Source organism: Nonomuraea polychroma, from assembly GCF_004011505.1.
GTDB classification, from domain to species: Bacteria; Actinomycetota; Actinomycetes; order Streptosporangiales; family Streptosporangiaceae; genus Nonomuraea; species Nonomuraea polychroma.
Map to the genome: position 1 here is coordinate 3,601,886 of NZ_SAUN01000001.1, position 12,560 is coordinate 3,614,445.

The following is a 12,560-nucleotide window of genomic DNA, read 5'->3' on the forward strand; positions in this document are numbered from 1 at the left end:
TACGACGATTGAGCACGTCGCAGTCCACCGCGTGACGGCCCCAGGCGTCCAACACCGATTCCGCACGCCCGATGCCGGACCGGTATCGTTGCCGCTGATGGATTTGCGGACGTTGCGCTATTTCGTGGCGGTCGCCGAAGAGCTCCACTTCGGCCGGGCCGCCGCGCGACTGCACATGACACAGCCGCCGCTGAGCAGGGCCATCAAGCAGCTGGAGACCGATCTCGGCTGCGAGCTGCTCCGCCGCTCACCCACCGGCGTGGCGCTGACCCCGGCGGGAGCCGCCCTCCACGACGAGGCCCGCACCCTGCTGGCGCAGGCCGACCAGGCACGGGCGCGGGTCGTCGCGGCCGCCGGCACGGCCACCATCACCATCGGCACCCTGGCCGACAACGCCGACCCGGCCGGCACCCGGCTCGCCGCCGCCTACCGGCGGCACCACCCCGGGATCCCCGTCCGCATCCGTGAGGCCGACCTGACCGACCCGACCGCCGGACTGCGCGCCGGGATCGTGGACGTCGCGCTGACCAGGACGCCGTTCGACGACACCGGCATCGTCACCCATGTCCTGCGCTCCGATCCAGTTGCGGCGGTCCTGCGGTCCGACGATCCATTGGCCGGGCGCGACAGCCTGTCCTTGCACGATCTCGCCGACCGCCGATGGTTTCGGCTGCCCGAGGGCGCCGACCCGGTATGGCGGGCGTTCTGGAGCGGCCCCGCCAGCCGTGATCATGACGGTCCGGTGGTGCGAACGGTCCACGAGTGCCTGCAGGCCGTCTTGTGGAACGGCAGCGTGGGGCTGATGCCGCTCGCCCACCCCCCTCCCGAGGGCCTCACCGCCGTTCCCTTGGCCGGCAAGCCGTCCAGCGATCTTGTGGTGGCCTGGAACGGCGCCCACCCCGGCCCGCTCATCCACTCGTTCGCACGCATCGCCGCCACGGTCTACCGCCCTGCCCGCACCGCCCCAGGCGTCTCCACCCCGGCTGTCGCAGTGCTGGGCGATCACACGGAGTGAGGAAGGGTTTGCGTGGGAGTGGTCGGCAGGCTGTTCGATCGTCTTCTGGGGTTGCCGGAGACCACGACGCCCGACGTGGAGGTCGCTCGCGACCTGCGGGTGCCGATGCCGGACGGGGTGACGCTGGTGGCCGATCGCTGCCGGCCGCTCGGAGCCGGGTCGTTGCCGGTGGTGCTGGTGCGAAGCCCGTACGGGAAGCACCGCGGCTGCGGTGGCGGCTCAGTGGGGTGGGTCGGTGGCGAGCCAGAGGCGGAGCAGGTGGCGGCGCCGCTCCGGCTCCGGATGGTCGTCGTAGGCCGTGCGGCTGTGCAGGACGACATGGTTGTTGAGTAACTGCATGTCGCCCTCCCGCAGGTCCATGGTGAGCGCGAATCGAGCGTCGTTGGTCAGCCGGTCGAGGAGGTCCATCGCCTCCTCCTGCGCAGGGGTGAAGGGTGGCACGTGCGCGCCGCGTTGCGCGGAGCGCAGGTAGTCGGGTCCGTACGAGACGGACACCCCGCCGCCGTCACGAGGGACGCAGATCGGCTTGGTGGAGAAGCTGTCGGGGCCGTCGCCGGTGCGCCGGTCGTGCCACCACGGCTCGTAGAGCAGCGCCGCCAGGTCCGGCCGGGTGCGGACGAGCTCGTTGTGCACCGCCACGGAGCTGACGATGGCGCTGAGGCCGCCGGACTTCGCCGGCCGCAGGCACAGCAGGGCCACGACGTCGGTCGGGTCGCTGTGGTAGCCGAGCCGCCCGCTGTGCTGGTAGCTCTTGGTGCGGGCCTGCGCCGGGTCGGCGCCCGTGTCGCGTACGTGCATGAGGGGCGCCTGGTCCGGGCCCTGCGGGACGACGCCGCCGACGTGGCGCCCGAGCCCGAGCGCGGCGATCTCGCACTGCCGCTCGGTCATGGCGCCGGTGGGAACCCCCTGGACCAGCACGAACCCGCGGCCGTTCGCGAGCTCTTCGCGCACCCGCCCCAGCACGGGGCCGAGCGTCGGCAACGGAAAGTCGTCCGGGGGTGTCTCTCCGGCCTCCACCGCACGCACGGCTTCCAGCACTTCTCGCCGGTGTGCCTCGTCGAGCCGGACCCGCCAGGCGTCGCTGTCGCGGATCTCCGCGCCCAGCCACTCCCCCGGCCCCAGCACCTGCGTCACCGTCATCGTGCACGCACCATCTCTCCGCCAGTGCTCTTTAGGCTCACCATGCCGTCCACCGGCACGCGTCGCACCCCCTCATCGCCCACGGCGGAACGTCTTCACTGGCAGCGGAATCAGGCCAGCGAGTCGATCCACCGCTCCAGCCGGCGGCCTTCTGTCGCCATGAGGGCGGGGTCGCGGAAGGTGTTGGTCAGCAGGGAGATGCCCTGGTACGCGGCCATCAGGGCGACCGCGAGCTCGCGTGCGTCGTCGCGCCCCATGGCGGCGAACTGCCGCTCCATCCAGTCGATCAGCTCCCCCATGACCTGGGCGATCGCGCGGTCGAGGCCGTCGTCGCGTTTGTCGAGCTCGGAGGCGAGGGTGCCGGTGGGGCAGCCGTACTTGGCGGCGACGTCGCGCTGCTCGATCCAGCCGTGCACCAGGGCCTTGAGGCGGTCCTGTGGCGCGGGGAGCTGCTCGAGCGCTGCGATCATGGACTCGAGCCGGCGGCCGTGCGCGGCGATGGCGGCCTCGATGAGCTGGTCCTTGGTCTTGAAGTAGTAGTAGACGTTGCCCACCGGAACGTCGGCCGCGCGGGCGATGTCGGCCAGCGTCGTCTTCTCGACTCCCTGCTCGTGCAGCACCCGTACGGCGGCCCCTGCCAGGCGTTCGCGCTTCCCCGACCGCGTTGAGTTAGTCACCTGACTCACTATAGACAGGCACCTCGCTCGCCCGCTATGGTCTCGAACTAAGTCAGTCAACTAACTAACTCTGCGAGGTACAACCATGATCACTGTCACGGGTGCGACGGGCAAGGTCGGTGGCGAGCTGGTCCGGCTGCTCGCCGCCGCGGGCGAGCAGGTGACCGCGGTCTCCCGGAGACCCGCGCCGCTTCCTGACGGGGTCCGGCACAGTGCGGCCGACCTGGGTGACCCGGCCGGTTTGAAGGCCGCATTCGACGGCGCTGACGCGTTGTTCCTGCTCGTCGCGGGGCAGGAACCGCAGGCCGTCCTGGAGGCCGCCGAGGCGGGCGGGATCCGGCGGGTCGTCCTGCTCTCGTCTCAGGGAGCCGGGACCCGGCCGGAGGTGTACGGCCACCCCGTGGCCTTCGAGGAGGCCGTCCGCGGGTCCGGGCTGGAATGGACGATCCTGCGACCGGGCGGTTTCCATTCCAACGCCCTGGCCTGGGCCGAGCCGATCCGCGCCCACCGTACGGCTGCCGCGCCGTTCGGGGACGTCGCGCTGCCGACCGTCGACCCGGCCGACCTCGCCGAGGTCGCGGCCGTGGTGCTGCGCGAGGGCCGGCACGCGGGCCGTACGTACACGCTCACCGGGCCGCGGCCGGTCACCCCGCGTGAGCGTGCCGCGGCGATCGGGGCGGCGCTGGGCGAGGAGGTGCGGTTCGTGGAGCAGACCCGGGAGGAGGCGCGCGGGCAGATGCTGCAGTTCATGCCGGAGCCGGTCGTCGAGGGCACCCTCGCCATCCTGGGCACGCCGACCCCCGCCGAGCAGCAGGTCAGCCCGGACGTGGAGCGGATCCTGGGACGTGCGCCAGGTGACTTCGCCGACTGGGCCGCCCGCAACGTCGCGGTCTTCCGCTGACCGCCCCGCGAAGTCCACGCCATGAAAAACGTGACCGTCTCGCCGGATCCCGCGCCGTGAAGGGCCCGACCGGCTCGGCGGAGTCCTTCTTGGCCGAGCCTCGCGTGGCCACGCTGACGACCCTGCGGCCCGACGGCTCCCCGCACGTGGTGGCCGTGCGCTTCACCTGGGACGCCGACGCCGCCCTGGCCCGCGTGCTGACCGTCGCCGCCTCCCGCAAGGCCCGCAACCTGGTGCGGGGCGGCCGTGCCGCGCTCTGCCAGGTCGACGGGTTCCGCTGGGTCACCCTCGAGGGCGCCGCGACGGTGTCCGACGATCCGCGCCGGGTGGCAGAGGCCGCCCGCCGCTACAGCCGACGTTACGGTTCGCCGCCGCCCGCGCCGCCCGGCCGGGTCGTGGTCGAGATCGCGGTGGACCGCACCATGACACTCAACATCTGAACAGGACCGGAAAAATGCCCATCCAGAACGTGCTCGACTCCACCATGTCCTACCGCGAGCTCGGCGCCGGTGCGCCGATCGTCTTCCTGCACGGCAACCCGACCTCCTCCCACCTGTGGCGCAACGTCATGCCCGCCATCGGCCACGGCCGCCGCCTGGCCCCCGACCTGATCGGCATGGGCGAGTCGGGCAAGCCCGCCATCGACTACACCTTCGCCGACCACGCCCGCTATCTGGACGCCTGGTTCGACGCCCTCGACCTCGACGACGTGGTGCTGGTCGGCCACGACTGGGGTGGCGCGCTGGCCTTCGACTGGGCCGCCCGCCACCCGGATCGGGTACGCGGGATCGCCTTCACCGAGGCCATCGTCAAGCCGATGAGCTGGGAAGAGCTCCCCGAGGGCGGCCGCGACCTGTTCAGGGCGATCAAGACAGAGGGTGTGGGCGAGTCCATGATCCTCGACAACAACGCCTTCCTCCTGGAGGGGCTGCCCAACTCGGTCGCCACGCCGCTCGCCGAGCACGACGTGGCCGCGTACGCGCGGGCGTACCCGACCAGGGAGAGCCGCCTGCCGGTGCTGCGCTGGGCTCGCTCGTTGCCGCTGGGCGGGGAGCCGGCCGACGTTGTGGCCTGGATCGAGGCGTTCGACCGGTGGCTGGCGGCCAGCGTGGAGGTGCCGAAGCTGCTGATCGGCTTCCGCCCCGGTCCTGGCACGATGTGGACGGACGAGACCCTCGCCTGGTGCGCGGCGAACGTGGCGGCACTCGAGATCGTTCAGCACGAGGAGATCGCCGGGCACCACACCCCGGAGGACCATCCCCTGGCCATCGCGGCGGCCGTCGACAGCTGGCTGGCCAAACTAGCGGCCTAGCTCGAACTGCCAGACGACCATCGACGGCTCCCCCGCCATGGCCGCCCGCGCCGCCTCGGGGACGATGTCGTACAGGACCCACGGCCACACGTCCCACGGTCCCAGTGGCGCGGCGGCAGGCACGGGCCCGTCATGGGACTCGAGCGGTGGTTCCTCGCAGCGGCGCACCTGCAGGCCCGCCGCCAGCGCGGCACGGAGGTAGTCGCCGATCGGGTGGTGGTAGGTGGCGACGCGCGCCGGTCGCCCGTCCGGCAGGCGTACGGACGGGATCACGCCACGCGCCACCCCGTCGGGATGGATGTCCGAGATGACCACCTGCCCGCCGGGCCGCAGCACCCGGGCGAACTCGGCCAGCACCGGGTCCAGCGCGGGGACGTGCGTCAACGCCAATGAGCAGACCACCAGGTCCACGGCGTCGTCGGGCAGCGGCAGCCGATTCAGGTCGCCGAGGTGGAACTCGCCCTGCGGCACCCGTTCGCGGGCCCGGGCCAGCATGTCGGGCGAGCTGTCCACACCGAGGACCCGGTGCCCGCGGCCGGCCAGGTAGGCCGCGAGCCGTCCGGTGCCGCAGGCGGCGTCCAGGGCGACGCCCGCGGGCAGCGCGTCGACGATCTCCCTGATGAAGGGCTCGTCGATGTCGAACGCGGAATTGGGACCGTCATACGTCTTCGACCAGATGTGGTAGCCCTCCACCGTGTCCACGCGGGCGACCTCCACGGCGGCGTCGGCCAGCGTGTCGTCGTCGAGGAGCTTGCGGATCTCGGCAAGGCGGGCGTCGACGAACGTCCGGTCGTGCTCGCCGGTGAACGAGCGCAACAGCGCGAGGCCTTCCAGGCCGAGGACGTAGGCCAGGGGATGCTCGTAGATCACCGGCGTCACGCTAGCGACGCGCGTGACGCCGGCGCCAGCGAATTTCCTCCGCCACGTCAGGCGGCCTGGCCCGTGGGCATGATGGTGACCTGCTGCAGGTTGGCCCGCGGCGGCAGCGTGGCGAGGAAGCCGACCGTCTGGGCGACGTCCTGCGGCGTGAGCCACTCCATCGACTGCTTGGCCCCCTCAAGCCACTCCTGCGCGCCCGGGTCGGTGACGTGGCCCTGCAGCTCGGTGCCGACGATGCCGGGCTCGATCGCCGACACGCGCACGTTCTTCCCGCCGAGCTCGGCACGCAGGTGCCGGGACAGGTGCGTGACGTACGCCTTGGTGCCGGAGTAGACGGCGAAGGTGGGGAAGATGTTCTGGGCGGCGATGGAGGAGACGTTGACCAGGTCGGCCACGCCCCGCTCCGCCGCGGCCTCGACCAGCTGCGGGACGAACGCGGCGATCGCGTTCATCACGCCGGTGACGTTCAGCTCGATCTGGCGCCGCCACTGGTCGGTGGCGAGCTCCTCGATCGGCGCGGGCAGCATCACCCCGGCGTTGTTGAGCAGCAGGTCGGCCACGCCGAGCTCGGACCGTACCCGGTCCGCGGCGGCCTGGAGAGCGGCCGCGTCGGTCACGTCGGCGGCCAGGGCCAGGGCGGCGCCGCCGTTCTTCTCGATGCGGGCCACCAGGTCGTTCAGCCGGTCGGCGCGGCGCGCCAGGACCGCCACCTTGGCGCCCAGAGCGGCCAGGTGCTCGGCCGTGGCCTCGCCGATGCCGCTGGAGGCGCCGGTGATCACGGCGACACGACCGGAGAGCATTGCGTCGGACATCGTGTCCTCGCCTTTCGTCAGTGAGTTCGGTGAGTGCGGGCGGTTCACCCGCCGCTTCTTCAGCACATCACCGGGGGCGCTCCCCGAGTGGGCGTAAATGGACCCTGTCGAGGCAGGTACCGGCAGGACCACCCTGGCGATGCCGGTTCATCCAGTGCCGGGGCACACTGGAGGCATGGCAAGCAGTTCCGGGGTCTCCGATTTCCTGCGCTCTCGTCGCGCCCGACTGAATCCCGAGGAGGCCGGTCTGCCTGCCGACGGGCGGATCAGGCGGGTTCCCGGGCTGCGGCGCGACGAGGTCGCCCGCCTGGCCGGGGTCAGTGTCGAGTACTACACGCGGCTGGAGCAGGGCCGCGCCGCCAACCCCTCAGCCGAGGTCCTCGACAACCTCGCCCGCGCGCTGCGCCTGGACGCCACCGAGCGGGAGCACCTGCTGGACCTGCTCGCCCGGCCGGCTCCCGCCCGGCGCGCGTCGCCCGCCCCGCCGCAACGTGTGCGGCCGGGGCTGCACCTGATGCTCGAGACCCTCCAGCACGTGCCCGCCTTCGTGCTCGGCCGCCGTACCGACGTGCTGGCCGCCAACCGGCTGGCCCGCATGGTGATCACCGACTTCGAGGCCATGCCCGCGCCCCAGCGCAACATGGCCCGCTACTACCTGCTGGACCCGGAGGCCCGCGAGCGGGTGGGTGACTGGGAGCAGGTGGCCGCCGAGACCGTGGCCGTCCTCCGGCTGGAGGCTGGCCGCTATCCGGACGATCGCCGGCTGAGCGATCTGGTGGGCGAGCTGATGGTGCGCTCGCCGGAGTTCCCCGCCTGGTGGAACGACCACCGGGTGCTGCGCCGGACGCACGGTGTGAAGCGCTACCAACACCCGGACGTGGGCGAGCTCGTCTTCGCCTACGAGTCGCTCCAGCCGCCCGGCGATCCGGACCAGACCTTGTGCGTCTACAACGTCGAGCCCGGCTCGCCGACCGCCGAGTCGCTTCGGCTCCTGGCCGACTGGACCGCTCCCCAGCCGGCGCGCCCGCTCAGCTCTGGCCGCTGAAGCGCACCGGCATGTGCTTGATGCCGTTGATGAAGTCCGAGCGCATCCGCCGGACCGGGCCGGCGTGCTCGGCCGCGGGGAAGCGGCGCAGCAGCTCTCTGATCATGCAGCGGATCTGCATCCTGGCCAGGCCGGCGCCCAGGCAGAAGTGCGGCCCGCCGCCGCCGAACGTCACGTGGTCGTTCGGGCTGCGCCGGATGTCCAGCACATGGGGATCGGTGAAGACGTCCTCGTCGTGGTTGGCCGAGGCGTAGAAGGTGACCACCTTCTCTCCCGCGGCGATCGGCTGTCCGTGCAACTCGGTGTCCCTGGTCGCGGTACGCCGGAAGTTGTGTATCGAGGAGCCCCAGCGCAGGAACTCCTCGGTGGCCGTGCGCCACAACTCCTCGTCGTCGATGCCGGCGGCCAGCTCCCGGTAGCTGCCGGGATGGGCGATCAGCGCGTTCATGGCGTGGGCGATGAGGTTGCGGGTGGTCTCGTTCCCGGCCACGAACAAGATCACGAAGAACATGCCGATCTCTTCCCTGGTCAGCCGGTCGCCGTCGACCTCGGCCTGCACCAGAGCGGTCAGGATGTCGTCGCGCGGGTGCGCGCGCCGCTCCTCGACGAGCTCGTCGCAGTACGCGAACGCCTCCGCCGAGGCGATCTCGCCGTCCTCCGGCGTGGTGCGGAAGTCGGGATCCTGGAAGCCGACCATGCGGTTGGACCAGTCGAAGATCCGGGCGTGATCCTGCTCGGGCACGCCGACCAGGTCGCAGATCATCTGCAGCGGCAGATACTGTGCCACGTCGCCGACGAACTCCACCTCGCCGCCCTTGTCCAGCACGGCGTCGGCGATCTTCTCGGCGCGCCGCTGGATCTTCCCCTTGAGCTGGGCGATCATCCTCGGCGTGAAACCGGCGCTGACCAGCTTCCGGTAGCGGGTCTGCTTGGGCGGGTCCATGTTGAGCAGGGTCAGGCTCGCCAGGGCGATGAACTCGGGGGTCTGCGTACGGATGAACGCGGTGCCCATCTCGGTGGACCACGTGTGCGCGTCGCGGCTGATCGCCTTCACGTCCTGGTATCTCGTGACGGCCCAGAACCCGGTGTCGCCCGGCACCTCGTGCCAGTGGACCGGCGCGTGTCGCCGCAGGTAGGCGAACTGCTCGTGCGGGACCTCGCGTTCCCAGGTGTCTTCCAGCAGGTCGATCTGCATCTGGCCCTCCTTCTCCGGACTGCTACGACAGCCCGAGCAGGTCGCGTAGGTTCTCCACGACGGCGCGGGCCTCGACCGCCGGCGGGTCGAGGCGGTGCTGCACGGCGCAGCCGATGAGCATCGCCAGCACGCCGGCGGCGGTCTGCTCCGGCGAGCGGCGCAGCGGCACGCCGGCCGCCGCGGCCCAGTCGGAGAGCCCTTCGGCGAGCCGGGCGCGGACGTCGGCGTACCGCCTGGCCAGGGGCTCGCCGATGGCGGGGTCGCGGGCGCCGTGCAACCACAGCTCCATCTCCAGCAGGAGCCAGGGCGCGCTGCGATCGCGGGTGAGCACGCCGAACATGGCGGCCAGCCGCTCGTCGAGCCCGCTGACCTCCTCGAACCCGGCCAGCAATTCGGCCGCGGCCTGCTCCTTCCACACCTCCAGCAGGGCCAGCAGCAGCCCTTCCTTGCCGCCGAAGTGGTCGTACAGCGCGCCTGTGGTGCGATCGGCGGCGCCGGCCACCGCCTCGGCGGAAACGGCGTGGAAGCCCTTGCGGGCGAACAGATCGGCGGCGGCGTCGATCAGCCGCGCCCGCGTCTCGGCCCGCCGCTGATCCTGAGTACGACCCACCTGGGCCTCCACGTGCTCGATCGGCCCGCCAACATATATCCGCTTCCCTATATATCCCTTGAACGAGCGCTTGGTCAACCCACGTGAGGCCCGCCCCTGGGACGTACGCGTGGTGGTGGAACGCCTATTGTCGTGACGGGAGTGCGAAGGAGCGGGAGACGATGCTGCGTACCTGGTTGACCGAGCGATTCCGGCTCGACGTGCCGCTGGTCGGCGCCCCGATGGCGGGGGTGAGCGACGGGCGGCTGGCCGCGGCCGTCTCCGCGGCGGGCGCGCTGGGCATGTTCGGCGTGCCCGCCACGGCCTCGGCCTCATGGATCGCCGAGCAGGCCGCCGTCGCCGCCGACAGCGGCCGGCCGTACGGGATCGGGCTGATGGCCTGGGTGCTGCAGGACGATCCCGGGCAGCTGGAGGCGGTGCTCGCCGCCCGTCCCAGCTTGGCCTCCGTCAGCTACGGCGACTACGCCCGGTTCGTCGAGCCGCTGAAGCGGGCGGGGATCGCCGTCGCGACCCAGGCGGGCACCACGGACGAGGCGCGCGCGGCCGAGCAGGCCGGCGTGGACGTGATCGTGGCCCGCGGCGGCGAGGGCGGCGGTCATGGCCGCGACGACGTGGCCACGCTGCCGTTGCTGCAGAGCGTGCTGGACGCGGTCGGCGTCCCGGTGCTGGCCGCGGGCGGCATCGCCACGGCTCGGGGGCTGGCCGCCGTGCTCGCGGCAGGCGCGGAAGGGGCCTGGGCAGGCACGGCGTTCCTCGGCTGCGCCGAGGCGACCCTGTCCGAGCCTGCCCGGCGGCGTGTCCTGGACACCGGCGAGACCGGCACCGCCTACGGCCGGGTCTTCGACGTGGCCCAGCGGCTCGCCTGGCCGCCCGAGTACGGCGGCCGCGCCCTGCGTAACCCCTTCTTCGACCGCTGGCACGGCCGGGAGGACGATCTGGCCGCCGACGACGCGGCGCCGGCCGAGCTGGAGGCCGCCCGCCGCACGGGTGACTTCGACACCGCCTACATCTACGCCGGGCAGGCCGTCGGCATGGTAGGCCGGACCCGCACGGCCGCCGACGTGGTCGCCGACTTCGCCGCCGCCGACAAACTGCTGGGCCGCTTCGGCACCCCGTAAAGCGCCGTCAGGAGGGCCGCACGTCCTCGCGCGGAGATCCGCGCCGCCCGTCGACAGCGCGACCGGGCGCAGCGTTGAGCTTCCAGGAGCCGTGCCGCTGCGGGGTGCTGCGTTCCGGCGGAGGCATCGGTGCGGGCTTCAGAAGGCGCGCTCGGCGACTTTCACCCGCTGGCTCGCCTTCCAACGCGGCACGCAGCTTGTCGGCCGGCAGCGGCGCGGCGGGGGCCTGGAGCATGCGCTCGACCGGCACGTCGGGGTCGGCGAGGTAGATCTGGGTGTAGGCGCCGGCCTCGGGCTCGAAGCGCCAGCTCTGGGCGAGGGTTCCGGCGTCGACGGTGTCGAAGCCGAGCCGGTCGATCAGCTCCGCTGCCCGAGCCTTCGCGCCGGGGTCATCGCCGGCGATGGGCAGGGTGCTGCGGTCCGGGGCCCCGGCGGGCCGGAGCTGGGGGATGTGTCACGTTAAGAGACCATTCCATGGGAATTGTTGAACGATGCTACAATCCACTTAATCTTGCCCTGTGCCGGGCCGACGGAAGGACGCCTTTGACCAGCGACGACAACCGTCAGACCCGCTCCACCGAAGATGCGGTGCGTGCTTGCGCGATCCGGGCCAAACAGAGCTGCGCGACCCTCCACAACGCGACGGACACGGCCATCGACACCGCGCTGCGCGCCATGGCGGAACGGTTGCGGGCGGCGCGGGACACCCTCACGTCCGCCAACGAAGGAGACCTCGCCGCAGCCGTATCCGCCGGGATGTCACCCGCCCTCCAAGACCGGCTGCGGCTGACCGGCCCACGGCTGGCGGACATGGCCGCAGAGCTGCGCACGCTGGCGGACGTGGCGCACGAGCCTCGCGACCAGGCCCTCGAAGAGCGCTCGGACGGCCTCACCCTGCTGGAACGCCGCAGGCCGGTCGGCGTCATCGGCGCGAACTTCGAGGCACGCCCGAACGTCACCCTCGACATCGCCTCCCAGTTCCTCAAGTCACGCAACGCAGGCGTGCTCCGCACCGGTTCGGCCGCACTCCGCTCGTCTCGGGCCATCGTGGACCAGGTGATCGCACCGGCCCTCGGTGAGGCCGGCCTCGACCCGGACGCCATCCAGTTGGTCCCTAGCGAAGACCGCTCGGCGGCGTATGCGCTGGTGTCCCTGCCCGAGCTCATTCCGCTGGTCATCCTGCGCGGAAGCGGAGACAGCACCCGCGACCTCAGCCGCGAGGCCGCCCGCCACGGCGTGCGTACCCTCGCCCATGCCGACGGCGGCGGGGTCCTGTACGTGGATTCGGCCGCCGACGACAAAACCGTGCACCAACTGATCACCGACAGCCTGGACCGGCTGGGCGTGTGCAACCGGCTCAATCTGCTGCTCATCGACCGATCCGTCTACGACGAGCGGCTACCCGGCATTCTCCAGATCCTGGACCGCCTCGGCATCACCGCCTCCCTGCCACCGCACACCCACCCGCGCGGATATGAGTGGTCCCTCGACCCGAACCGTGCGGCCACCGTGACGGTCGACGCCGCCAACGGCCCACTGCACGCGGCTCAGATCGCCAACGAAGAGACATCCGGACTGGCTGCCGCCATCGCGACCGAGGACCCCGCCGCCGCCGCGCAGTTCATCGACGCCTACACCGGCTCCGGCGTCTTCTGGAACTCCACCACACGGCTCCTCGACGGATTCAAACTGCTGCGGTTGCCAGAGACCGGCATCAACATCGACCGCGTGCCCGGCCCACGCGGCCCGGTGAGCTTCCGCGACCTTTACCTGCGGCAGTACATGATCGTGCCGAGCGGACGGCTCACATCCTGACCGGACCGTCGTTGCCCAATCAAGATCAAGTTTGGGAGACA

The 12,560-nt window shown here is 71.7% G+C and carries 13 protein-coding genes; 7 read left to right on the plus strand and 6 right to left on the minus strand.

The window, feature by feature from the left end; translation table 11 throughout:
- The first annotated feature begins 97 nt into the window (after nucleotides 1–97).
- Nucleotides 98–1,015 carry a LysR family transcriptional regulator gene (locus EDD27_RS16165; RefSeq protein WP_127933174.1) on the plus strand — a complete coding sequence of 306 codons (918 nt, stop codon included), beginning with the start codon at nucleotides 98–100 and terminating at the stop codon, nucleotides 1,013–1,015.
- Nucleotides 1,016–1,234: 219 nt separating this feature from the next.
- On the opposite strand, the gene EDD27_RS16170 is transcribed toward EDD27_RS16165, so the two are convergent.
- Both EDD27_RS16170 and EDD27_RS16175 read right to left on the minus strand, forming a co-directional pair.
- A complete protein-coding gene (locus EDD27_RS16170; protein WP_127933175.1) occupies nucleotides 1,235–2,155 on the minus strand; it encodes a TauD/TfdA family dioxygenase in 921 nt (306 codons plus the stop codon).
- Nucleotides 2,156–2,265: 110 nt separating this feature from the next.
- Nucleotides 2,266–2,832, minus strand: coding sequence for a TetR/AcrR family transcriptional regulator (locus EDD27_RS16175; RefSeq protein ID WP_127933176.1), 567 nt, complete (start codon nucleotides 2,830–2,832; stop codon nucleotides 2,266–2,268).
- Between the two features lie 85 nt (nucleotides 2,833–2,917).
- Here EDD27_RS16175 and EDD27_RS16180 point away from each other — a divergent pair, with 85 nt between their 5' ends.
- From EDD27_RS16180 to EDD27_RS16190, 3 genes are all read left to right on the plus strand, one after another.
- The gene (locus EDD27_RS16180; protein WP_127933177.1) at nucleotides 2,918–3,733 is read left to right on the plus strand and encodes an NAD(P)H-binding protein; all 816 of its coding nucleotides are present in this window, start codon (nucleotides 2,918–2,920) and stop codon (nucleotides 3,731–3,733) included.
- A gap of 89 nt (nucleotides 3,734–3,822) precedes the next feature.
- The gene (locus EDD27_RS16185) at nucleotides 3,823–4,173 is read left to right on the plus strand and encodes a pyridoxamine 5'-phosphate oxidase family protein (RefSeq protein ID WP_277750716.1); all 351 of its coding nucleotides are present in this window, start codon (nucleotides 3,823–3,825) and stop codon (nucleotides 4,171–4,173) included.
- Entirely contained in the window at nucleotides 4,170–5,045 is an 876-nt protein-coding gene (locus tag EDD27_RS16190; RefSeq protein ID WP_277750833.1) for a haloalkane dehalogenase, read from the plus strand. The genes EDD27_RS16185 and EDD27_RS16190 overlap by 4 nt, the downstream gene beginning before the upstream one ends.
- Here EDD27_RS16190 and EDD27_RS16195 read toward each other — a convergent pair.
- Together EDD27_RS16195 and EDD27_RS16200 are read right to left on the minus strand one after the other, a co-directional pair.
- Nucleotides 5,034–5,915, minus strand: coding sequence for a class I SAM-dependent methyltransferase (locus EDD27_RS16195; RefSeq protein ID WP_127933180.1), 882 nt, complete (start codon nucleotides 5,913–5,915; stop codon nucleotides 5,034–5,036). The two genes, EDD27_RS16190 and EDD27_RS16195, sit on opposite strands and share 12 nt — an antisense overlap.
- A gap of 56 nt (nucleotides 5,916–5,971) precedes the next feature.
- On the minus strand, nucleotides 5,972–6,736 hold the full coding sequence (locus EDD27_RS16200) for an SDR family oxidoreductase (protein WP_127933181.1): 765 nt from the start codon (nucleotides 6,734–6,736) through the stop codon (nucleotides 5,972–5,974).
- A gap of 175 nt (nucleotides 6,737–6,911) precedes the next feature.
- On the opposite strand from EDD27_RS16200, the gene EDD27_RS16205 reads away from it, so the two are divergent.
- Complete coding sequence (locus EDD27_RS16205) at nucleotides 6,912–7,781, plus strand: helix-turn-helix domain-containing protein (RefSeq protein ID WP_127933182.1); 870 nt, start codon at nucleotides 6,912–6,914, stop codon at nucleotides 7,779–7,781.
- Here EDD27_RS16205 and EDD27_RS16210 read toward each other — a convergent pair.
- Both EDD27_RS16210 and EDD27_RS16215 read right to left on the minus strand, forming a co-directional pair.
- Complete coding sequence (locus EDD27_RS16210) at nucleotides 7,765–8,976, minus strand: cytochrome P450 (RefSeq protein ID WP_127933183.1); 1,212 nt, start codon at nucleotides 8,974–8,976, stop codon at nucleotides 7,765–7,767. The two genes, EDD27_RS16205 and EDD27_RS16210, sit on opposite strands and share 17 nt — an antisense overlap.
- A 22-nt stretch (nucleotides 8,977–8,998) precedes the next feature.
- The gene (locus tag EDD27_RS16215) at nucleotides 8,999–9,586 is read right to left on the minus strand and encodes a TetR/AcrR family transcriptional regulator (protein WP_164903632.1); all 588 of its coding nucleotides are present in this window, start codon (nucleotides 9,584–9,586) and stop codon (nucleotides 8,999–9,001) included.
- Nucleotides 9,587–9,747: 161 nt separating this feature from the next.
- Here EDD27_RS16215 and EDD27_RS16220 point away from each other — a divergent pair, with 161 nt between their 5' ends.
- Nucleotides 9,748–10,704, plus strand: a complete 957-nt coding sequence (locus EDD27_RS16220) for an NAD(P)H-dependent flavin oxidoreductase (RefSeq protein WP_127933185.1) — start codon at nucleotides 9,748–9,750, stop codon at nucleotides 10,702–10,704.
- A 543-nt stretch (nucleotides 10,705–11,247) separates the two neighbouring features.
- Complete coding sequence (locus EDD27_RS16230; protein ID WP_241564067.1) at nucleotides 11,248–12,519, plus strand: aldehyde dehydrogenase family protein; 1,272 nt, start codon at nucleotides 11,248–11,250, stop codon at nucleotides 12,517–12,519.
- Nucleotides 12,520–12,560 lie beyond the last annotated feature (41 nt).